Origin of the sequence: Moorena sp. SIO3I8 (genome assembly GCF_010692325.1) — a bacterium.
Classification (GTDB): domain Bacteria; phylum Cyanobacteriota; class Cyanobacteriia; order Cyanobacteriales; family Coleofasciculaceae; genus Moorena.
The window spans coordinates 194,511-216,250 of record NZ_JAAHHW010000005.1 but is presented as its reverse complement, the minus strand read 5'-3'; the positions used below and the strand labels follow the sequence as shown (position 1 = coordinate 216,250).

Genomic DNA, 21,740 nt, shown 5'->3' with positions numbered 1-21,740 from the left:
GTAGGGTTAATACTACCCGTAATTTATCCCCATGGGCATTTATGGCTGTGAGTATCTGTTGGAAAAACTCTTTACGCTCATCTAAGTTTTGACAGAGTGTAATAATTTCTTCGCTTTGGTCAATAAATAGTAATAACTTAGAGTTGGGGTTATTTTTTGCCCAAACATCAATGCTCATTGCCAGGTTATGCTGGGGGTTTTGGGCTGCTACCTCTGGTAATTGGGCATCCCTTAAAGCCTTATTTAACCCTTGTAAGGGAGTCTCACCAGGACGGATGGGTGGCAAAATACACCATGTCTCGGTATTATCTTGCCGTAGTTTGGGAATTAATCCTGCCTTGACCAAGCTAGATTTACCGGAACCGGAAGCACCCAACACCACTGTCAGGGGATTAGCTTTGACAAAATCCTGTAACTTTTCTACTAATTCAGTTCTACCGAAAAACAGTGAACTGTGTTTCTCGTCAAAGGACTTTAAACCTCGGTAGGGATTTTGTGACTCATCCAATGGTGGTGCTGGTGGTAAATTAAGTTCATGTCCCGGAGAAAGAAAGATATATTCTCCCTTATCGTGCTTATTTAAACACCAAATACCAGGGGTTTGTCGTATCCGGCATTTTTCTGTGGGTATTTCGACTCGATCCCGTAAATGTAAATATAATTCTGTTGCTGTAATTACCCCATCTCCAGCCGGTTTACCATTTTTGGCGGGAGGAATTATATCTGCTGCACCTTCGAGGGCTTCTAATAATGCCGCCGCAAAAGGGGAATGATTGCCGACTTGACCGCGTTCGCTATCTAAATAAAAGTTATCGAGGGCTTTTTGGTCCGAGGCTGAGGAAGTAATAATTTGCCAGGCTGGGTCAGTAATAAAACGGTCATAACGCTCTTGGTGAATTACTTCTGGCGATGTTAGTAAATCCCTGGTGCTTGACCATTTAAAAGCACCAGCAAAACAGCAGTCTAGGATACCCAAGAAATGACGACAGGGTAATTGACTTAAAGCATCGTGTAACTTGGTCATGGGCAGATAACTATTAGTATCCCCCAGTTTGGCATCTTGAGGAATTAAGTAACCCGCCGGGCCATCATCCCCATTGAGAGCGACTCCATGACCAGCGAAGTAAAATAATAAGCGGTCATTTTTAGTGACTTGTTCTGGTAAAATATGAAATAAAAATTTGTGGAAGTTAGACAGAGTTGCCACTTCGTCTAAGCATACCCAGACTTGGTAATCATGCTTGGTGCGGAGAATTTCTACTAGTTTTTTGGCATCGTTTACGGCGGTGTTCAGGGAGGAAATGCCGTTTGTGTAGTTATTGATGCCGATGATAAATGCGAGATTGCGGGAGAACATATAGCAGTTGGCAATTTTATTAACTGCCAAATTATGGTTTTTTATTCAACAGGAATAACCCCTTATTAAGGGGCAGATATGTTTCAAAATTCGTAAGCATTTAGCTAAGGCAATACCTGCTAAATGCTGAGGGCTAATAGCCGATTTTTAAGTATCTATAAACTTATCTGGCTAACCCCCAAAAATTATGCATAAAATTTTCAAGGGTGGCTATCCCACAGGACTTACCCACGAACACTCTTAAGTCCCCATCTTCCCCCTATCGCCACACTCTTGCCCCTGTTACCTAGGTAAAAATTCTTCCTATTACCAATTACCAGGCTTCATGGATAAATTGAACGAAATTGTTGGCTTCTCTAGGGCTAATGCTAATAAAGATAACCAGATAGATAATTAGCATTAGGCTTAATGTGTTGAACTCTTTCATTTCTATTTTCCTCAGATTAGTTAGTAATTAACTTAGTGATTGACTTAGTGATTGAAGGGATCCTCGTAAGGATTAGTAAGTATTCAGCTATCAACAGCTGATAGCTGGCAAGGGTAGCTTTTAAACTAGCCCGTTAGACTTAGGCTCAATCCTGACATTGCTGTCGTTGATAAATCTCCAATTAACAAGCTCTAATCAACTTCTTCTTCTTCTAGTTTTGTAGCTTTTTAAAGTTTTGACAGTACCCTTGTGGGTACTCTTCATGCTGGAACGATTAGCTTTTGGACTGTAATTACTTAAAATCCCCATTTCTACCCAAAGCTGAATAATCAGGTACACTGGATTTTTTACCGATTCCCGATTCCCAATTCCCGATTCCCAATTCCCGATTCCCGAACCCAATTGAGAACTGTTATATTGGGTGGCATGGGCCCTTACAGCATTGAACTTGCTATCTGCCTAGCTTATAACTCCCTTGGATTGTGCGGTCGTTTTCTTTTCTTTGTTATTCTTATTACTTTTTTCTCTGTTCACCGAGAAAAGGGGGTTCGGGGGATGAGAAGCTCTTGCCTTTAGGTATAGGAAGGGATAATCCCCCAGAGCCAACCGTTCGCGCAGCGTGACATGCAGGTCAAGGGTTCAATACCCTTGAGGTTGGCGGCGAGATCTTCGGGAATATCCAGAATCTTGGTGTAGAATAAAATATATAGTCACCTTTGAAGTGATGGAGATGGTAAACACAGTATTAACAATAGTTTGCAAGATTCAACCGACCCCTGAACAAGCCGATAAAATTGAGGCGACACTCGAAGGGTTTGCGGATGCTTGTGCCTATACCAATAATGCTGTTAAGCCGTCCATAACCAGTAAAAACGCCATACAAGCTCAGGTTTATCAATACATTAGAGAAACCTATGACTTAAGCGCCAATTTAGCAGTAAGAGTTTGTGGACGTGTGGCTGCAAACAGAAAAACTGTTAAACACAAAAACAAGCCTGTATCAAAATTCAGTCCCACTAGTGCTGATTATGATTCAAGGATTTTTAGCTACAGGGAAAAAGAGCAAACTGTTAGCTTAACTTTAGTGGGTGGTAGAGAGAGATTCCTTTTGGAGATTGGGAATTATCAAATTGGCAAACTCAAAGGGAGAAAACCTACATCGGCTCAGTTATGCAAGCATCGTGATGGTCAATATTACATCCATATTCAAATAAAAAATAAGGCTCCTAAACCCCAAAAAACGAAAAAAGTAATTGGGGTAGACTTAGGTCGCACAGATATTGCTGTTACCAGCGAAAACCACAGTTTTTCTGGTAAGCAGGTAAACGAGATTAGAGACAAATTTGCTAGGGTCAGGAAACAAATTCAGCACAAAGCCTCGAAGGGCACAAGAAGTAGTAGGCGCAAATGTCGCCAACTTCAGAAACGGCTATCAGGTAAAGAAAGACGTTTTCAGACTTGGGTCAACCACAATGTAAGTAAGGCCATCGTAGAATCGGCAAAATCTCAAGGGGCAGTGATTGCCTTGGAGGATTTGACAGGTATCAGGGAAAGAACAAACCTCCAGCCAAGATCTAAAACTGAAAAAAGAAGATCCAACAATTGGGCATTCTATCAACTTCGCGAATTTATACAATATAAGGCTTTAGAGGCTGGAGTAAAAGTTATCTTTGTTAATCCTCGTTATACTTCCCAGACATGCCATCAATGCCTACACATCCATCCAATTAAGGGTAAATCTTACAGGTCTCGAAAGCGCTACAAATGTGGTGCCTGTGGATGGAATGGGGATGCTGACTTTAACGGTTCTATGATGATTAAATTATTGGGGCAGAGCGTAACCCTGCCCGGAGGTTCGTACTTATCCTGTTCTCTAACAGATATTGTACAGGGCTACTAAAAGCCCCTGGCATAAGTGCCGTGGGGATTGGTTACTCTACCCTGATAGGATGTCGTACTGGTCGTTAATTGTAATAGAGGTTATTACCTCTATTACAATTAACGTGTTATTCAGGGCTGATTGACTGACAAAACTCCTATAAACTATGGTGTCGCTGCTATCCCGCTAGGGGTTTTACCCCTAGCTAATCACTCAAGTCTGTTAAAACGGACTAGGGATAAAGGGTTGGAGTCGGTTGAAACCGACCTTAGCTATGAGCTGTGGACTTAAATCCATGGCGGGTTTGATAGCAAAGCCCAATATTTTTCAGTGAACCAGTATTCAAAGACACACTAGGCAAGACTGAAACCTGATGTTTAGATGCCCAAAACCCGCGATTTTGGGGATTGGTCAAGAACATCTCAATCGGGTGCATCTCATATTTGAAAATGTTCTGTAGGGTGCGTTAGGGATGGACTAGCCCTGATTTTCGCATTAGCCAGTATTGGAACAGTCCATCCCGTAACGCACCACCACGTTAAACAACATGCATTGAGATGCACCCTCTCAATCGGTAGCTACAGAGTAGTTTGTAGCTGCCTACTAATTGAAGTAGCAATAGGTAAGCCAATGGGAATTTTTAAGCCACGTCAGCAGCCAAAAGAAACCAATGCTCAAAGTGCTAATTTTTACTACTTTAGAGGAATTAGCCATGTAGTGGTGGGCAAATTTCAAGCAGCCATTCTGGAATTGAATGAAGCGATTGACATTGACCCCAACCATGCTGCTGCCTATGACAACCGTGGGATGTGCCTTCGAGAATTAGGAAAGCATCAAGAAGCCCTAGCAAATTTTCAAAAATCAGCGGAAATTTATCATAAACAGGGTAAAAATACTGATTATCAAAAGATAATAGCCAAAATTCACGACCTTCACTCACGGTGATTCACTTAAGCCTGTGTAGTGAATGGTAACTGGTAATAGTTGTGTAGGGTGGGAAATTGTAACGGGCAAGATGCCCGTTCCACCAAGATGCCCGTTCCACCAAGATGCCCGTTCCACCAAGATGCCCGTTACACTAATATGCCCGTTCCACTAATATGCCCGTTCCACCTACCGGGTCAAACAGCTTTTAGCAGATGCATCCGTAGGGCAAAACAGTGCTATCAATGAATCGAAATCGGTATCTAGTTCAGGACTGACACAAAACTGGGCACTAAGCGCTACAAGAAGTAGGGTAAGTTAATAACGCACCCTACAGATAAGGTGAATAGATAGGGTGACTACAGAAGTTCTAAATTCTTACTCTCGGCTTTTTCATAAATTTTCAGAAAGCGCCTGATTAACTAATGGGTTGTTCAAAGACTATGCAGGATTGGCGACCCTCGCCAAGGGCATCTATTGATTAAGTCATTTAACAATTATTTGTCAAATGTTATTGGTCTTTTTTTATTTTTACAAAGTTAATTATAAATTGACTAATGACCAATGTTGGATTATTACTTGAAACAAAAGCACCCAGTCATGCAACTTGGTAAAATTCTAGTCCGTAAACGACTTATTTCTCCTATTCAACTCAATACGGCCCTTGAAATCCAGTCTTTAACTGGTATAAAATTAGGAGAAATTTTGGTAACTAAAGAATTGATTGAATCTCAGGATTTGGAGCAAGCACTGTTAGAACAATATTGGCGAAAAAATGGGTTTTGGGTGATTGACTAATACTCCTGGGTATAATTAAAAATTAAAAATTAAAAATTAAAAATTAAAAATTAAAAATTAAAAAGTATTCTGGTTTTTGATAGCTTTGAATACTATAGCGTTTCTAGGACTAATGAGGTACATAGGATTGTTTAACTCTTGGCTCTTGGCTCTTGGCTCTTGGCTAATCCCTCTAGTGGCCTACGGCCTCAGTCCCTGCTCCCTAAAAACCCAGAACGAAAGTACCTAACAGCAATTGCAAACCGCTGTATAATTACCGAGAAGTTATCTCAAGCAATGACTTGAAGCTGAATATGGCAGCAGGAAAGCTGGTGCTCACCCCCACTGCAGCAAGGGTCAGGGCAATATCCCTCGCCCTAAGTGGGGTAACCTTAGCCATTTCGGGAAACGGTGTTTTGGCCGACTATGCCTTGGCTGAAATAGTTCCGGATGGGACATTGGGTAATGAATCCTCTGTGGTGATACCTAATACCACTGTCCGAGGAGAAATAGCCGATAAGATCGAAGGTGGCGCAACACGAGGTGCTAACCTATTTCACAGTTTCCAGGAATTTAATGTCGGGGAACTGCAACGGGTTTATTTTGCTAATCCTTCTGGAATCGAAAATATTCTAACACGGGTAACCGGGGGGAATATATCCAATATTCTAGGCACTTTGGGAGTAGATGGATCAGCTAATCTGTTTTTGCTCAATCCCAATGGTATTGTATTTGGATCCCAAGCGAGATTAGATGTAGCTGGTTCCTTTTTTGCGTCTACTGCTAATAGCTTGGTATTCGGTGATGGGCTAGAATTTAGTGCCACATCCCCACAAGCTCCGCCACTGTTAACGATTAATATTACCCCAGGATTGCAGTATGGCAAAGATGACCCGAGGACAACAATTACAAATCGTGGAAATTTAGCTGCTGGAAAAGACTTGACCCTAGCAGCAGGCAATCTCGATTTACAGGGTCAACTGGATGCTGGTAGGAATTTGACTCTGTTGGCAGAAGATACAGTCAACATCACCGATAGTGTAGCGCAACCGTTTAAAGCGTACTCTGGTGGTTCGCTACTGATTCAGGGAAATCAGTTAATTACTATTGCAGCAAAGAACCATTCCGATAGTGGTTTATTGGCTGGGTTGGATTTACGGTTGCGCTCTGCTAATCCCATCACCGGAGATACTAACTATACCGTTGGCGGAAATATCATCATTGAGCAGTTGGATGGTAACCCAGGAAATTTCATCAGTCCCAATGATCCCATTATTCTGGCCAATGGGGATGTCAGTTTAGGAAACTATACCGGAGCATCACTGCATATTTTGGCAGGAGGTAGTGTTACCGTTGGTGACATCGAAATTAACTCTACCGATACCGGGGATAATGCGATTAGCCCTAGTAACTCCAATCCGTTTTTGGCTAGTCTGGCTAATGTCACCTTGTCGGACGAAGCGAGAACCTCTGTAGTGATTGATGGCAGTAAGCGACCTACTTTAGATATCCGTGCTGGCATAGATTGGACATTACTCGGCGGTTTTCCAGGAAATACCGATAGTGGTAACCTTACCCCTAACTTTGGCACTGCTGCTACTAGTGCAAATATCGAAATTGGCAAAATCTCGATTAATTCTCCCAATGGACTAGTATTGTTAACCAATCAGTATCAAGCTAACCCATCTTTAGTTAGTGACACCCTGAAAATTAGTTCACTTCTGACTGGTGATGGTACCGATAAAACAAACTTCAATACCTTGACAAGCCAGACATTTTCAGGGAATGGTGGCGAGGTCTTGATTGATTATCGCGGGGGGATTGAAATAACAGAACGCATTGATGCTTCTTCTGCTTCTGGGCAAGCAGGGGATATTACCTTGATTACAAATGATGAAATATCCCTTGACAGAAGTTTCATTCGTAGCAACACCTTCGGCACCGAAAAGGGTGGGGATATCACTATCGATACTGGCTCCCTCTTTGCCACTGACGGCGCTCAGATCGAAACGAGTACGTTTGGACAAGCGAATGCCGGAAAAATTACCATTGTGGCTGATGATATAGTTTCCTTCGACGGAGTTGCACGAGGTCCAGAGACATTCACTGATCGAGTAACTGGCCCAGTCAATATTATCAGATCAGGTGCCGAAGGTAACAGTGGTGGTATTTTTATTACTACAGGTTCCTTGTTTGTAACTGGTGGCGCTCAAATGCAAGTTAGACTTGGAGATCTACGGCCCAATGAGGACTCCATGGGTAACTCGGGGAATATTGAAATTTTTGCCCGTGATCAAGTGACCTTTGGCGGTATCGGGAGTGCCCAATTTGGTACTGCCATCACTAGTGTGGAGGGAGGAGGTATAGGTGATGCTGGTGATATTAAGATTGAGGCAAGGTCAGTTGTTTTAACTAATGGCTCGCTGCAATCCAACACCATAGGTAAAGGGAATGCGGGTGAGGTAAAGATTTTTGCTAGGGAGACAGTCACCTTGGATAAAGGTCCTCGTTCTATCTTAAGTAGGGTTAACCCAGGGGGCGAGGGCAAGGGCGGTAATGTCTTCATACAAACTGGGTCACTTTTCCTCACCAATGGTGCTGGCATTATTTCTGATACCGAAGGGATAGGAAATGGGGGTAACATAACAATTGATGCGGATCAGGTCATCTTCGACGGTATAAGGAGTGATGACAACCCCCTTGATTGCGATAGAGCTGCATGTCCCAGTGGTGTATTCAGTAGTGTGTCACCAAGAGGGATAGGCGATGGTGGTAGGATTGAAATTAAAACTAACTCCATTTCTATGACTAATGGTGGGAGCATAGATGCCAGCACGAACGGCAATGGGATAGGTGGACCTATAGAGTTAACCACCAATAAACTAACTGTTAATGATGGACTTATTTCCAGCGCTGCAGGAGATCAAGCAACTGGTCAAGCTGGTACAATCACCATAAATACTGATTCCCTGAAGGTTGAGGATGAAGGGATAATAACCGTAACCAGCGATAAAGGGATAGCTGGCAACTTGGTAATTAATGCTAATTCTTTGTTGCTTAACAATGGAACACTAGAAGCTAAAACTGCCGATAATAATGGGGAATTAGGAGCGAACATCACACTAAACATATCAGACCTAATACAGATCAAAAACGAAAGCTTGATATCCGCAGAGGCTTCCGATGGTGCTAACGGAGGTAATATAACTATTGATAATAACCGTAATGATAATCCTAATGATGACCCACTACTAATTGCTTTTCCCCCAACTAGTGGTAATGGTAGCGATATCATTGCTAAAGCTCCCATGGGTCAAGGAGGTAATATAATTATCAATGCCTTCAGCGTCTTTGGTGATATCGAAGAGCGCCCAGCTTTCCCAGGCAATGGAACCAATGATATAGATGCCACTGGTAATATAAACGGTGATGTAAGTCTAAACACTACCAATGACTTCCTGGAGCGCGAGCCAAACAGCTTACCCACGGAACCAGGCAATGATCAACTTTACCAGCGCTGTCAACCAGGTAATAGCTCTGGCAGTAGGTTTATCAATACTGGACGTGGCGGCATACCCCCTCGCCCAGGTGAAATCAGCAGCAATACCCTTTGGGAAGATATACGCCGTCCCACTGCCCGTGGACGGTATCGCTCCCGTACGGCATTGGTGAAGCCCCCCGTTAAGCCCCCCACTACCCCTAAGCCAAAACGGATTATAGAAGCTCAAGGCTTGATGATTGATGCTGATGGCAATATCTTTCTGACTGCTTATCCCACTACCGTGACACCGGATGGGTCTTGGCGGCTGTCTGGAGAGTGTGGGCACAGGTAGTGTGGGGAGATGGGGAGATGGGGAGATGGGGAGAATTGAGGTAAATTTTAAATTCAATGTTCACAACTCCGACTCCCTACTCCCTACTCCCTACTCCCTACTCCCTACTCCCTACTCCCTACTCCCTACTCCCTACTCCCTACTCCCTACTCCCTAATAATAATAAGGATTTTTCGGTTCAGGAATTTTCTTAATCCCACTGGCTTCAATCACCAGCTGGCGTCTATCATCCAAGGTTTCAGTAATCATTTGACCTTCAACCTCGATCCAGGTATCGGATGGATAATCATTACGGTTTTCATTTATTTTTACTGGCAAACCCAAAGGATAAGCGTCAGCAGCACAACAGGTAATCACAAACCGGGAAATTAAGAGATGGTCTGGAGGGAGATTAGGAGCAATTACTACAAAACCATCTACTTTGACTTTTTGACCGGTATAAGCATCTGGTTCAGGATAAACATTCAAAAGCTTGATCCATTCAATTAGGGTGCGCTTTTCAGGATTGCTAGCACTGCGAAAGGATTGCGGTTGCGATCGCGTTATGGTGGGGGAGTCGGCTATACCCCGGTGTAGGGCGGTTTGGCTAGTAAATGCCTTGGGTGTCACGATTAAACCAACCATTGCCGTAGCGATTAGGAAGCCACTACTCCAACTAGGGGGAAATAAAGTTGTATGTTGAACAGCTGGTCTAGTTACTGCCTTACCTAATCGGTGTTTACGCTCTAACTTCAGGAGTTGGGATAACCTCAACCCTGATATTAACAATAAAATTATACCAGTGATAACTACCAAGCTAAAGTAATTGGGATGAATTAACAAACTTAACTCACCAGTTAGCCAGGATTTCAACAATAAAACTCCCCATAACGCTAAGGAAATTACTTCTGAAAGAGGAATTGACCAGTTTCTCCTGTAAGAACTTTTTCTGGACAAACGTCCTGAATGGTTAGATGGATTCATAATTAACAAGTCAATTGATTGTAGGAAGATTTAAAATTTAATCTAGGGAGTCGGGAGTCGGGAGTCGGGAGTCGGGAGTCGGGAATCGGGAGTCGGGAGTCGGGAGTCGGGGTTAAGAGATTGAGGCGGGGGCGCGGGGATTGTGGGGATAGGTGAGACATTTTGGGAAACCTTTATTACTGGATTCAACACTTCTGTTAAAATTACTCGTGACCCTTCATCCTTAATAATTCATCCTTCATAATTTAATTCCATAATCAGGTACACAGGATTTTTTCCCGATTCCCGATTCCCGATTCCCGATTCCCGATTCCCGATTCCCGATTCCCGATTCCCGATTCCCGATTCCCTACTCCCTACTCCCTACTCCCTACTCCCTAACTCACATACAAATTAAGAAACAAAGTCAATAAAAATGTTAATTGCCCTGCTATTAGAAATAGGTAAATGATTGACTTGGTTTTAAATACAGATAACAGTAAACCGATGGCTTTGATGTCAATCATTGGTCCGAAGATTAGAAATGCTAACAACGAGCCACTGGTGAAGGTTGAGGCAAAGGCGAGGGCAAAAAATGCATCGACAGTGGAACAGATGGATACTACAGCGGCCAATAGCATCATGGCCAAAATAGACATCACTGGTCCTTGACCGAGGCTAATGATAATATCACGGGGGATAACGACTTGAATGATGGCTGCGATCGCACTACCTAAAACTAGGATTGAGCCTAGCTCCCGAAACTCTTGTATAGCATTTTCGACAAAGAGCTGTAGTCGATCAGATAAGGGTTTAGTATTTATGTTCTGGCTAACGGGTGTGTTTAAGACATTAGCGTCTAAGGGCAAAGGTGTACCAGATTGACCGAGTAAATATGAGCCTGATTGTAGTAATGCTGGCTTATCCTCAGCAAATTTCCTTGGTCTAGAGCGAAACACTGCTCGTTGCAGTAGGGGGCCTAAGTCTTTCTGAGTACTGAAGACACAGCCGATAAAGATGGAAATACTTAAGGAAAATAAAATTCGCAATACCCAGATTTCCGGCTGGTCTCGAAAGGCTACCCAAGTTGACCAAATTACTACAGGATTGATGGTTGGGGCTGCGAGCAAAAACCCAATTGCTACTGGTGCTGGTGCTCCCTGGCTCAGCAACCGCCTAGCCACTGGCACATTACCACACTCACACACTGGGAACAAAAAGCCGACACAACTACCAAAAACTGCTCCTAGAAAGGGGTGGCGAGGCATACTAGCAATTAGCTTGCGCTCATCCACAAAAAACAGCAATAAGCTGGAGAGAATAACCCCCAGTAGCAAAAAAGGTGTTGCTTCAACCAACAAACTCAAGAATAGGGTGAAGGCGTTGTTGAGCTGATTCATGCATTTTCCTATTTATGCTTGAGCAACGTGTTAAGCAAGAGAAAAATCAAAGGTCAAAGGTCAAACACTAGTCTAGGGCAAGGCTTTTGGCTACCAGCGATAGGCAAATTTAATCGGGAATACCTTACCTGATACCAGATGATTCTTTTCTTTTCTAGCATAGAGGCTAGCTGTTTCCCCGTAGGGTGGCGCTTAGCTACACTTCATGAGAGGGTTGGGAATAGGTGACAGTGTTACTATCCTTGTTACTATCCTGATGAAAGGGTAAGCCAATGTCTGACCTAAGCAAAATAGTATACCCTAATCTTGACCTATTCCTCTACGATCTACGGGAAGGTCTAGGGCAAGACCCGGAAATTATTGATCACAACCGTGAACGATTCTGGCAAAGAATCTATGGTCATGCCGAGGGTGATGAATCAGACCTGATCCTAGAGCCAACGTTACTGGCTAAGCTGAAACAGGCAGAGCGCTCAGAATCTAGGTTGGTGGAACTATTGGGTGCTGATGTGGTCAAGCATTTCGAGCGTCCTTTGGAAGGCTACTACTACCCTATCCAAATTGGTAACACTTACGCCCTTCAGGTGAACTGTTCCGGAGTTTATGCTGATGGTATCAGACAATCCAACCATTCCCCCCAACCCATTACAAATATTAAGAAAATCCAAGGGGAAATTCTTGCCCACATCAATCACCAACCTGGAGCAATTGGTCAAACTTGGATCATGTGGGGTCAACTGTGTGACCGTGATCAAGACCCGACACAAATTGCCCTAGAATGCTACAAGCAACTGGTGTCTCAATCCGACTGGTCAAGAGACTTCCAAGCCCAAGGCAAAGTGCTAGGGGGGACTTTATTTGAATTTTGGCGTCCTCCCGCCGATTGGTCAGAGCCAGAAGCGATCAAGCACAACCATCATTTGTTAATCTGGTTGTTTCCCAAAAAGCGGTCTATTGATTCTATCATCGACACCATTACTGGCATTTATATAGACTTAATTTACCTATTGTATTATCGTAACAAAATTCTTTGGGCTTATGGTGAAATTAACAGACCACTAGCAGAACTGAAAGCTGATCTAGTCTCAGTTCAAAGTACTATTGAACAGATCAGTATGTTACCCCAAAATACAGTAAAATTAAGGGAAATACTAAGCAATAATCTCAACCTATTGTCTCGTTATGCTACTAATTTAGGGAGGCTGGATTCCCAAACCCAAACCATTAAAACCAATATCGAAGATTACCAACAACGATTGATTAAATTAAAACAGGTTTATCAACGGAGTGATTGGCACATTCTGGGAGAGTTTAGGGATTTAGCAGCTAGCCAATATCTGCAACAATTGGAGATGGAGCATGGCAGATTAAAGTCTGGTTTAACCTTACTAGAAAATCTAATTCGGACAGTAGATGGCATGACCCAAACTTACCAAACTCAGAGTAATCGCAGCTTACACCAAAGCATTGCTCTGGCTGGTGTGGGAGTAGCAACCAGTAGCATTACCGCTACTGTCCTAGTTAAACAACAACCCCCTGATAATAATAGTATCTTTATAGTAACACCAGCTTTTGCCTGGAGTATTCTCACTGGTGCGATCGCTACTCTGGTAATGTGGATAATTTTACGGTTATTTCGCCATTAAGGGAACAGGGAGTCGGGAGTCGGGAGTCGGGAGTCGGGAGTCGGGAGTCGGGAGTCGGGAGTCGGGGTAATAAAATTGAATGTAGCTGATCAGCTTAAAAAACGTTATATAAATTATTAAAAATAAGGGTTAATTATAACTGTTTCATTTCAATAAAAATGCCTTGTTTAATACGTTTTGTATTAAACAAAAAACCTTGAAATAAGAGTCAATAATAATTGCTAAAAATTTTAAATTACTAAGCTAAATCATTCCCGATTCCCGATTCCCGATTCCCGATTCCCGATTCCCGATTACCTGTTACCTACTCCCTACTCCCTACTCCCTACTCCCTTTCCTTTATGTACTTAAAAAAATCCCAAACCGCTTTATTACTGCTGCTGTGGATTACAATTGGGGCTTTGCTGCGCTTTGCTGGTCTACGGGTTTTACCTCCTTGGACTGATGAATGTGCGACAACAGTATTTAGCCTGGGTAACAGTTTTTACTCGTTACCTCTGAATCAGTTTATGGGAGTGGAAACCCTATTAAGCCCACTACAACCATCTCCTGAGGCTGGCATTAGTGATGTTATTCATTATTTATTAACGGAAAGTACCCATCCCCCAGTTTATTTTGCTCTGACCCATCTGTGGTTGAAACTATTCCGATTAGAGGATGGTATGGTTTCGATTTGGGCAGTGCGATCGCTTTCTGCCTTATTGGGAGTAATCTCGATTCCTGCTATCTTTTGCCTAGGTCGGCTGGCCTTTCGCTCACTATTGGTAGGTCATATAGCAGCAGCAATGATGGCTGTCTCTCCTTTCGGGATTTTCCTCGCTCAACAGGCTCGTCATTATACTCTGGCTATTTTGCTGGTGATAGCATCTCTGGGTTGCTTGGTGAAAGCGGTAGAGTTAATCCACCGTGGTGAACGGTTGCCCAGTTGGCTAGGGTTAGCGTGGGTGGGAGTGAATAGTCTCGGGATTGCTACCCATTATTTCTTTATCCTGACTTTAGGTGCGGAAGCGATCGCATTATTCGGACAAGCTTGGCGAGAAACTCAGCAAGACCGACTAGCTTTCATCAAACCTTACTGGTGGCGGATTTATGGAGTAGCTATGGGTTCCTTAGCGGGATGTTTAGTGTGGATACCGGCCTTACAAGCGATTCATGATAGTCCCCCTACCCAATGGATTTATAGCCAAAATGCGATCGCACGATGGATTGAACCCATAGGACGATTCTTACTATGGCTGTTCAGTATGGTGTTACTGCTACCTTCTTCTTTCTATGACCTATCCCTAGAAATTATTATTGTTTCCGGTATAGTTACGTTAATCCTGGTGATTTGGATAGTATCCCATCTCCGCTATGGACTGAAATTGCAGCAACTCGATCACCATAACCGTTTCGCTTTCACAATCCTAAGGGAGTATGTCTTAGCAGCAATTGGGTTATGTTTAGTCTTGACCTGGGGTTTCGGTATAGATTTAAGCACAGCCCCTCGTTTTCACTTCGTCTACTTTCCAGCAGTGATCCTCTTGGTGGCAGCAAGCTTAGGTGGTTGTTGGAATAAAATTGATCATTCCGCAGTTTTCAAGGGATCCCCCCTAACCCCCCTTAATAAGGGGGGGAAAGAGTACGGAAGTCTTAGTCAGAGGCAGACAGAGCTGGGATCCCCCCTAACCCCCCTTATTAAGGGGGGGAAAGACCTTAATAAGGGGGGGAAAGAGGAGGGAGTAGGGAGCAGGGAGCAGGGAGCAGGGAGCAGGGAGCAGGGAAATGGAACAAAATCCGATGTACCTGATCGGGATGACAAAGGGTATACAGCAAATTCCGCCCCCCTAACCCCCCAATTCTGGGGGGAATTAGCGGATGCTTCGCTTTTTGACAGATGGGGATTTAGGGGGCTTGCAGCTAAAGGCAGTGAGGTCAATTCATCTGAAAAAGGCTATAAGTCTTACTTTGGCAGAAGGATAGTTGTAGCGGTATGGTTGATTGGGCTGTTGGGTGGATTAGTGACAGTCTCGAATCTTGGTTATCTTCAAAACGAGCGCCCGGATCTATTAGTGTCTATTGTTAAGGAAGCAAGTGAAGCACCGGTTGCGATCGCAACGACCTACAAACACCATGGACAGACCGGGCGGATGATGGGATTAGCTTGGGGATTGAAAGGTATGGCTGTTGCTAATGGTTCTAATGGTAATTCCAAGGATTTTCCCCAATTTTTCTTAGTAGCTCGTGACCGGAATAGTTCCAGTTACGAGGATTCTGTCAAACAATTGCAACAAAAATTAATGGAATTGCCACGACCACTAGATTTATGGTTAGTCAATTTCCGTACCAAAATTGACCTAGACTCTCAGCAATGTTTTCGAGAAAAGCGCTCTCGAAAGTGGGCTGGTCAATACAGTTATAAGCTTTATCGATGTGTTGGGGAAAGCTGAACATAGGGGTTTCAGTTAGGTGAGGTAGATTTTTTAGGGAGCAGGGAGCAGGGAGCAGGGAGCAGGGGTAATAAAATTTAATGTACCTCATTTTTTTAGGGAAAGTGCTATAACTAGCATACAGCGGTTTGCCATTCAGTTAGGTATAAAGTTCTGGGTTTTTAGGGAGCAGGGAGCAGGGAGTAGGGAGCAGTGAAGAGGGAAGTCATAAGACGGAAAACAATCCTGTGCACCTGATAGTTATGCAAACCGCCGTAAACACTATACTCTATAAATAAGTTTATAAATGTCAAACATTAATAATTTTAAAGACTTAATAATTTGGCAAAAAGGCATGGATATAGCCGAAAAGTGTTATTTATTAACTAAATTTTTTCCTAAAGATGAATTATACGGCATGGTTCAACAAATTAGGAGAGCTGCGGTATCTATTCCGGCTAATATAGCAGAAGGATATGGGAGAAGGTCAACCGCTGAGTACGTCAGATTTCTTAATATTGCCCAAGGCTCAATTAACGAATTAGAAACACATATTATTTTATCTTCTAGAGTAGGCTTATCTAAGCAAACAGATATAGAAGTAATTGTTTCTTTACTTAAAGAAGAAAGTCGAATGATTATTGCTCTTATTAAAAAGCTAGAACAATGACTTCTGTTTCTCCTTCCCTGCTCCCTGCTCCCTGCTCCCTGCTCCCTGCTCCCTGCTCCCTAAAACCCAAAAAATTGTACTTTACTAGCTTAAAAACCGCTATACCATGGATAAAGATACTAAATTTGCTTTACTAGTAATTGCGATTCCCCTGTGTGGATTAATTTATTGTGGCTCAGCAATAGCAGTGATGGTTTACAGCGAATATGTCAGAGAACATCCCCTGACATTTGGTACCCTTTTCCTACTAATTCCCTTCGCTACCGGAGCATTCATTTGGCTGAGAGCTTCCGCTAAAGCTTATCAAGGAAAGGGAATAGGGAACAGGGAACAGGGAACAGGGAGTAGGGAGTAGGGAGTAGGGAGTAGGGAGTAGGGAAATGGCATCAACAATTCTCACAATTTCTAAACTGATTACTATACCCTACTGAAAGACAAAAGGCGAACAAAATTCAACCTTAATAACCTTAAACATCATAACCTTAAACCTTAAACATCCTAACCTTCAACCTTCAACATCCTAACCTTCAACCTTCAACATCCTAACCTTCAACCTTAAACACCCTAACCTTCAACCTTAATAACCTTGGCCTTTGGCCACGCTACGCGAACAACCTTCAACTTCCCAAAAAAAATAGCCGCAGAAATAATTTCCACGGCTAGAGGTTTTAATGATGACTACAATTTTTCAACCAAACCTAAACACAATCCCATGTCATGAGACCTAATGTTTCGGCCAGGGGGGTTACCCCCCCTAAATTAGTTTAATCGATAATCAGGTACTTGGTCATCATCGTGATGAATTCTCCTGGGATGCCAGTGGGCTGAAGGGGGCTCCACTCGGAGATTTCCGCGTAACGCAGCGCATATAGGGTATGCATGGTCTTGATTATTGCCTTACGTGATCCTTTTAAAATGTGCTTAACTGGGTATTTTTTTTGAGAAGGTTCCTGAGGAGTATTAGCGGGAGTAATCTCTTCAGGATTGTTGTTTTCGTTTGGGATAAACTCTTCAGTCATCGTTAAAACCTTTGTTTGAAGTTAACACTATAATCATAACGATTATATTAAAATGTGTCAAGGGGTTTTAGATTTTTTTTTTTGAGGGGGTATTGAAAGAAAATGAAATTAAGAATGAAGAATTAAGAATTAAGAATGAAGAATTAAGAATGAAGAATGAAGAATTAAGAATGAAGAATTTAGAATCGGGAATCGGGAATCGGGAATCGGGAATCGGGAATCGGGAATCGGGAATCGGGAATCGGGAATCGGGAATCGGGAATCGGGAATCGGGAATCGGGAACAGAGGGTAAATTTTGAAATGCGATCGCGTAGCGTCTCTTTCAGAGAATCGCATTTTTTTGAGAAGTAATTTTATCGAGAACTACGGAAACAGTAAATCGGTAAAGTAATGAATTGTGATAATTTTTGTTCCCTGTTCCCTGTTCCCTACTCCCTACTCCCTACTCCCTACTCCCTACTCCCTATATTTCCCTGTGTTAAACTAAATCGAGATTGGGTTTAAAGCATCTACTAGTTAATGCTATATAATTAACTGGAGGCTAATCCTTGAGTAAATTAACCGGCTTGATAAAAATCTCAAGCCACCAGGACTCATTTGCCAAGGCAGATGTGGTGTTTGTTCACGGGCTGGGAGGGAATGCGATAAGCACGTGGCATCCTAAGGAAAAACGGGATGATTATGACTTCTGGCCAGTTTGGTTAGGAAACGATAAGCTAGGTCTTAATATCTGGTCTTTTGGGTATAACGCTGAAGGGACAAACTGGAAAAGCAACAGCAGTATGCCCCTTTTCGATCAAGCCAGTAATTTATTAGATTGGTTAAATATCCACGATCTTGGCAAGCGTCCATTAGTATTTATTACTCACAGTATGGGCGGGCTTTTAGTCAAGAAAATGCTTAACAGTGCGTTGACCTTTCAAAAGCAAGCTATTCTTGAACAGACTACAGGGATTGTATTTCTGGCTACTCCCCACACTGGTGCTAATCTAGCTAATTTAATTGATAATATTGGCGTTTTGACACGAACCACCGTAACTGTGGAGGAACTAAAAGCTCATCACCCTCAGTTACGGGAATTAAATGAGTGGTATCGAGAACATGTTCGGAGTTTAGGAATTGCTACAAAGGTCTATTATGAAACCCAGCCTTTCAAAGGAATTTTAGTGGTAGACCCAGATAGTGCTAACCCAGGCATTGAAAAAGTTAAGCCGGTTGCCATAGCAAAGAACCATATTGACCTATGCAAACCAGAGTCTCAAGACAGTCAGGTCTATCTTGGTGTCAGGAAATTTATCAAAGAATGCCTCAAAACTCCTGTGCGCCTAAAGGATGACAGCAACGGAACAGTTTATGTTGGCGAGATTCGTATTCATGAGCATTAGCTGAAGTCGTCCGACTGGGAACGGACAAAGTTAAATCCCCCCAGTAACATTACTAATCGTGGCACTCCTCACTTTGTCGGGAGACAAGATAAACTTGAACAGCTCCATCAGGAACTTCAACAGAGCGATCAATTAGTGATTTGTGCCATTGCCGGAATGGGCGGTTTGGGCAAAACCGAATTAGCTCTACAATATGCACTGAGATATCAGGATAAGTATCGTGGTGGTTTGTGCTGGTTGCAAGTGCGCCGTGCAGATCTTGGCACTCAACTTGTTAGTTTTGGGCGTAGGGACTTAGGATTAACCATTCCAGATGAACTAGAGTTCAACGACCAGGTAAGATACTGCTGGAGAAATTGGCCAGAAGGAACAGTATTAATCGTGCTGGATGATGTTCTTTCTTTCGGCAATGACTATAAACAGAGAATTGAACCCTACTTACCTCCAGCCCAATCCCGCTTCAAGGTACTGGTCACCAGCCGTCAGCGTCCAGGAGCTTCTTACCGACGAATTGACTTGGATGTATTATCCCCAGAGGCAGCATTAGAATTATTCCGTAGCCTTGTTGGAAAAGAGCGCATTGACAAAGAACTAACAGAAGCAGAAGCCTTATGTGAATGGTTGGGTTATTTGCCCTTGGGTTTGGAATTAGTAGGACGATATTTAGATCTATATCCGAGTTCCACTATTGCTAAAGTTCAGAAACATTTAGAGCAAGAGAAATTAGCAGCTAAGGCGTTACTTTATCCAACAGAACAAGGGAAGATGACAGCCCCGTTGGATGTAGCAACAGCATTGGATTTATCGTGGAATGATTTACCACCAAAAGCCCAGCAGTTAGGATGTCATCTGAGTCTGTTTGCTCCTGCTCCTTTTGAGTGGTCACTGGTAGAGGCTTGTATTATCCAAGCTCAAGATCAGGAGGAATGGGGAAAAGCACAAGAAGAATTAGAAGAATTATGCGATCGCTTTCTAGTCAATCCTAATATGTTGGCATTGACTGAAAATAAAACCTATCGACTCCATCCACTAATTCGGGAATTCTTCCAGACCAAGCTCGCTCAATTACCAGAGGCTGATTCCTACAAGCAAAGCTTTTGTCAGGCAATGGCGGCTAAGGCAAAAGAAATTCCCAAGACACCAACTCGTGATCAGATTGCAGCAGTGACACCCGCCATCCCCCATTTAGCCGAAGCTGCCACAGTCTTCACTAATTGGATCAGGGATGAAGATTTACTATCACTCTTTACTGGCTTAGGAAGATTCTATGAAGGTCAAGGTAGCTATAACCAGGCTGAACGGTGGTGGGAGCTATGTTTAGACATAACCATAAGCCGCCTGGGTGAGAAACATCCCGATGTGGGCACCAGTCTCAACCATCTAGCAGAAATCTACTTTAATCAGGGGCGATACGATCAGGCTCAGTCCCTCTATGTCAAAGCATTGGAGCTCAGAAAAGAGTTACTGGGTGAAGAGCATCCTGATGTGGCCGAAACTTTCAACGACCTGGCAGTATTCCTCGAAGATCAGGGGCTGTTCGATCGCTCAGAATCCTTTTTCCTCAAGGCATTGGAGATAAGAAAGACACTGCTCAGTGAAGACCATCCTGATCTAGTCCTAAGTCTAAATAATTTGGGAAGAGTCTATGGGATTCAGGAGCGCTACGATCAGGCAAAATCCCTCTTAGATCAGGCATTGGAGATGACAAAAAAGTTGTTGAGTGAAGACCATCCTTATAAAATATATATTCTCAACAACTTAGGAGCACTCTACTCTGCCCAGGGGGACTACCATCAGGCAGAAGATTTCTATCATAAGGCATTGGAGATCGCAAGGCACCGCCTGAGTGAAAAACATCCTCATGTAGCTCACATTCTCAATAACCTAGCAAATCTCTACAATATTCAGGGGCAGTACGATCAGGCCGAACCCCTATTGCTGCAAGCATTGGATATTATAAAACCCTGCCTAGGTAAAAAATATCCTCATGTAGCTCACATTCTCAATGGCCTGGGTAACCTCTACAATCTTCAGGGGCAGTACGATCAGGCTGAAACCTTCTATCAGCAGGCATTGAAGATTAGACAGCACTGGTTGGGTGAACAACATCCCCATATAGCCGAGAGTCTCAACAGGCTGGCTGACCTCTACTATAGTCAGGAGCAATACGATCAGGCTGAAACCTTCTATCAGCAGGCATTGAAGATTAGACAGCACTGGTTGGGTGAACAACATCCCCATATAGCTGAGAGTCTCAACAGGCTGGCTGACCTCTACTATAGTCAGGAGCAATACGATCAGGCTGAAACCTTCTATATGCAAGCATTGGAGATGAGAAAGGGCTGCTTAGGTCAACAACATCCCCATATAGCTGAGAGTCTCAATAGGCTGGCTAACCTCTACTATAGTCAGGAGCAATACGATCAGGCCGAACCTCTCTATCAGCAGGCATTGGACATGAACAAGAAGTTGCTGGGTCGCAAGCATATCTATGTAGCCCACATTCTCAATAACCTAGCAAATCTCTACAATATTCAGGGGCAGTACGATCAGGCAAAACCTCTATATATCGAGGCATTGGATATGAAAAAGCAGTTGCTCGGTAAGAACCATCCAGATTTAGTCGTCAGTCTCAATAACCTGGCAAATTTCTACTATAGTCAGGAGCAATACGATCAGGCTGAAACCTTCTATATGCAAGCATTGGAGATGAGAAAGGGCTGCTTAGGTGAACAACATCCCCATATAGCTGATAGTCTCAACAGGCTGGCTGACCTCTACTATAGTCAGGAGCAATACGATCAGGCTGAAACCTTCTATATGCAAGCATTGGAGATGAGAAAGGGCTGCTTAGGTGAACAACATCCCCATATAGCTGATAGTCTCAATAACCTGGCAAATTTCTACTATAGTCAGGAGCAGTACAATCAGGCAGAACCTCTATATATCGAGGCATTGGAGATTGCAGAGCGGAAGTTAGGGTCAAATCATCCTAAAACGGTAACCTTTCGTGATAATCTGGAAAGGTTGCGTGATATCCGTAATAATCCCTAATTTTTGAATTATTTTAGG

General features: G+C 43.1%; 18 protein-coding genes. 11 read left to right on the top strand and 7 right to left on the bottom strand.

The features are described 5' to 3' along the window. On the bottom strand, window positions 1-1,357 hold a 1,357-nt coding region (locus tag F6K51_RS04165; protein ID WP_293018249.1), incomplete at its 3' end, for a caspase family protein. 1,157 nt (window positions 1,358-2,514) lie between these two features. Between F6K51_RS04165 and F6K51_RS04160 the strand changes: the two genes are divergently transcribed. The 5 genes from F6K51_RS04160 (at window position 2,515) to F6K51_RS04140 (ending at window position 9,354) form a co-directional block, all read left to right on the top strand. Then, complete coding sequence (locus tag F6K51_RS04160; RefSeq protein WP_365939903.1) at window positions 2,515-3,684, top strand: transposase; 1,170 nt, start codon at window positions 2,515-2,517, stop codon at window positions 3,682-3,684. 609 nt (window positions 3,685-4,293) lie between these two features. Next, window positions 4,294-4,608 (top strand): tetratricopeptide repeat protein, encoded by a 315-nt coding sequence (locus F6K51_RS04155; RefSeq protein ID WP_293018245.1) that lies wholly within the window; start codon window positions 4,294-4,296, stop codon window positions 4,606-4,608. Window positions 4,609-5,151: 543 nt separating this feature from the next. Beyond that, on the top strand, window positions 5,152-5,385 hold the full coding sequence (locus F6K51_RS04150) for a hypothetical protein (RefSeq protein WP_293018244.1): 234 nt from the start codon (window positions 5,152-5,154) through the stop codon (window positions 5,383-5,385). Between the two features lie 293 nt (window positions 5,386-5,678). Further along, window positions 5,679-9,197, top strand: coding sequence for a filamentous hemagglutinin N-terminal domain-containing protein (locus tag F6K51_RS04145; RefSeq protein WP_293018243.1), 3,519 nt, complete (start codon window positions 5,679-5,681; stop codon window positions 9,195-9,197). Between the two features lie 25 nt (window positions 9,198-9,222). Beyond that, complete coding sequence (locus F6K51_RS04140; RefSeq protein WP_293018241.1) at window positions 9,223-9,354, top strand: hypothetical protein; 132 nt, start codon at window positions 9,223-9,225, stop codon at window positions 9,352-9,354. On the opposite strand, the gene F6K51_RS04135 is transcribed toward F6K51_RS04140, so the two are convergent. The 3 genes from F6K51_RS04135 to F6K51_RS04125 form a co-directional block, all read right to left on the bottom strand. Further along, window positions 9,351-10,160: a TIGR03943 family protein gene (locus F6K51_RS04135; RefSeq protein ID WP_293018240.1), complete on the bottom strand. Its 810-nt coding sequence runs from the start codon at window positions 10,158-10,160 to the stop codon at window positions 9,351-9,353. The genes F6K51_RS04140 and F6K51_RS04135 overlap by 4 nt on opposite strands. A gap of 2 nt (window positions 10,161-10,162) precedes the next feature. Beyond that, window positions 10,163-10,321, bottom strand: coding sequence for a hypothetical protein (locus F6K51_RS04130; protein ID WP_293018238.1), 159 nt, complete (start codon window positions 10,319-10,321; stop codon window positions 10,163-10,165). Between the two features lie 216 nt (window positions 10,322-10,537). Beyond that, the gene (locus F6K51_RS04125) at window positions 10,538-11,539 is read right to left on the bottom strand and encodes a permease (RefSeq protein WP_293018236.1); all 1,002 of its coding nucleotides are present in this window, start codon (window positions 11,537-11,539) and stop codon (window positions 10,538-10,540) included. A gap of 272 nt (window positions 11,540-11,811) precedes the next feature. On the opposite strand from F6K51_RS04125, the gene F6K51_RS04120 reads away from it, so the two are divergent. The 4 genes from F6K51_RS04120 to F6K51_RS04105 all read left to right on the top strand — a co-directional run bounded on the left by F6K51_RS04120 (window position 11,812) and on the right by F6K51_RS04105 (window position 16,400). Beyond that, window positions 11,812-13,185 carry a hypothetical protein gene (locus F6K51_RS04120; protein WP_293018234.1) on the top strand — a complete coding sequence of 458 codons (1,374 nt, stop codon included), beginning with the start codon at window positions 11,812-11,814 and terminating at the stop codon, window positions 13,183-13,185. Between the two features lie 341 nt (window positions 13,186-13,526). Continuing rightward, window positions 13,527-15,614 (top strand): glycosyltransferase family 39 protein, encoded by a 2,088-nt coding sequence (locus tag F6K51_RS04115; protein WP_293018232.1) that lies wholly within the window; start codon window positions 13,527-13,529, stop codon window positions 15,612-15,614. 286 nt (window positions 15,615-15,900) lie between these two features. Beyond that, on the top strand, window positions 15,901-16,263 hold the full coding sequence (locus F6K51_RS04110; protein ID WP_293018231.1) for a four helix bundle protein: 363 nt from the start codon (window positions 15,901-15,903) through the stop codon (window positions 16,261-16,263). Beyond that, window positions 16,260-16,400 (top strand): hypothetical protein, encoded by a 141-nt coding sequence (locus tag F6K51_RS04105; RefSeq protein WP_293018229.1) that lies wholly within the window; start codon window positions 16,260-16,262, stop codon window positions 16,398-16,400. Before F6K51_RS04110 ends, F6K51_RS04105 begins: the two co-directional genes overlap by 4 nt. Window positions 16,401-16,510: 110 nt before the next feature. On the opposite strand, the gene F6K51_RS04100 is transcribed toward F6K51_RS04105, so the two are convergent. The 3 genes from F6K51_RS04100 to F6K51_RS04090 all read right to left on the bottom strand — a co-directional run bounded on the left by F6K51_RS04100 (window position 16,511) and on the right by F6K51_RS04090 (window position 17,619). Next, entirely contained in the window at window positions 16,511-16,663 is a 153-nt protein-coding gene (locus F6K51_RS04100; protein ID WP_293018228.1) for a hypothetical protein, read from the bottom strand. A 364-nt stretch (window positions 16,664-17,027) separates the two neighbouring features. Further along, window positions 17,028-17,282, bottom strand: a complete 255-nt coding sequence (locus tag F6K51_RS04095; protein WP_293018227.1) for a hypothetical protein — start codon at window positions 17,280-17,282, stop codon at window positions 17,028-17,030. Window positions 17,283-17,349: 67 nt separating this feature from the next. Then, window positions 17,350-17,619: a hypothetical protein gene (locus F6K51_RS04090; RefSeq protein ID WP_293018226.1), complete on the bottom strand. Its 270-nt coding sequence runs from the start codon at window positions 17,617-17,619 to the stop codon at window positions 17,350-17,352. Between the two features lie 212 nt (window positions 17,620-17,831). Between F6K51_RS04090 and F6K51_RS04085 the strand changes: the two genes are divergently transcribed. Together F6K51_RS04085 and F6K51_RS04080 are read left to right on the top strand one after the other, a co-directional pair. After that, a complete protein-coding gene (locus F6K51_RS04085) occupies window positions 17,832-18,668 on the top strand; it encodes a hypothetical protein (RefSeq protein ID WP_293018224.1) in 837 nt (278 codons plus the stop codon). Then, entirely contained in the window at window positions 18,669-21,722 is a 3,054-nt protein-coding gene (locus tag F6K51_RS04080; protein ID WP_365939906.1) for a tetratricopeptide repeat protein, read from the top strand. Window positions 21,723-21,740: the final 18 nt, after the last annotated feature.

What these genes read in the sequence shown, in the direction of transcription:
- F6K51_RS04145 (WP_293018243.1), top strand. Translation starts at nt 5,679, where the DNA reads ATGGCAGCAGGAAAGCTGGTGCTCACCCCCACTGCAGCAAGGGTCAGG.
- F6K51_RS04135 (WP_293018240.1), bottom strand. Translation starts at nt 10,160, where the DNA reads ATGAATCCATCTAACCATTCAGGACGTTTGTCCAGAAAAAGTTCTTAC.
- F6K51_RS04120 (WP_293018234.1), top strand. Translation starts at nt 11,812, where the DNA reads ATGTCTGACCTAAGCAAAATAGTATACCCTAATCTTGACCTATTCCTC.
- F6K51_RS04150 (WP_293018244.1), top strand. Translation starts at nt 5,152, where the DNA reads ATGTTGGATTATTACTTGAAACAAAAGCACCCAGTCATGCAACTTGGT.
- F6K51_RS04110 (WP_293018231.1), top strand. Translation starts at nt 15,901, where the DNA reads ATGTCAAACATTAATAATTTTAAAGACTTAATAATTTGGCAAAAAGGC.
- F6K51_RS04140 (WP_293018241.1), top strand. Translation starts at nt 9,223, where the DNA reads ATGGGGAGAATTGAGGTAAATTTTAAATTCAATGTTCACAACTCCGAC.
- F6K51_RS04095 (WP_293018227.1), bottom strand. Translation starts at nt 17,282, where the DNA reads ATGACTGAAGAGTTTATCCCAAACGAAAACAACAATCCTGAAGAGATT.
- F6K51_RS04155 (WP_293018245.1), top strand. Translation starts at nt 4,294, where the DNA reads ATGGGAATTTTTAAGCCACGTCAGCAGCCAAAAGAAACCAATGCTCAA.
- F6K51_RS04115 (WP_293018232.1), top strand. Translation starts at nt 13,527, where the DNA reads ATGTACTTAAAAAAATCCCAAACCGCTTTATTACTGCTGCTGTGGATT.
- F6K51_RS04125 (WP_293018236.1), bottom strand. Translation starts at nt 11,539, where the DNA reads ATGAATCAGCTCAACAACGCCTTCACCCTATTCTTGAGTTTGTTGGTT.
- F6K51_RS04090 (WP_293018226.1), bottom strand. Translation starts at nt 17,619, where the DNA reads ATGCGATTCTCTGAAAGAGACGCTACGCGATCGCATTTCAAAATTTAC.
- F6K51_RS04105 (WP_293018229.1), top strand. Translation starts at nt 16,260, where the DNA reads ATGACTTCTGTTTCTCCTTCCCTGCTCCCTGCTCCCTGCTCCCTGCTC.
- F6K51_RS04130 (WP_293018238.1), bottom strand. Translation starts at nt 10,321, where the DNA reads ATGTCTCACCTATCCCCACAATCCCCGCGCCCCCGCCTCAATCTCTTA.
- F6K51_RS04160 (WP_365939903.1), top strand. Translation starts at nt 2,515, where the DNA reads ATGGTAAACACAGTATTAACAATAGTTTGCAAGATTCAACCGACCCCT.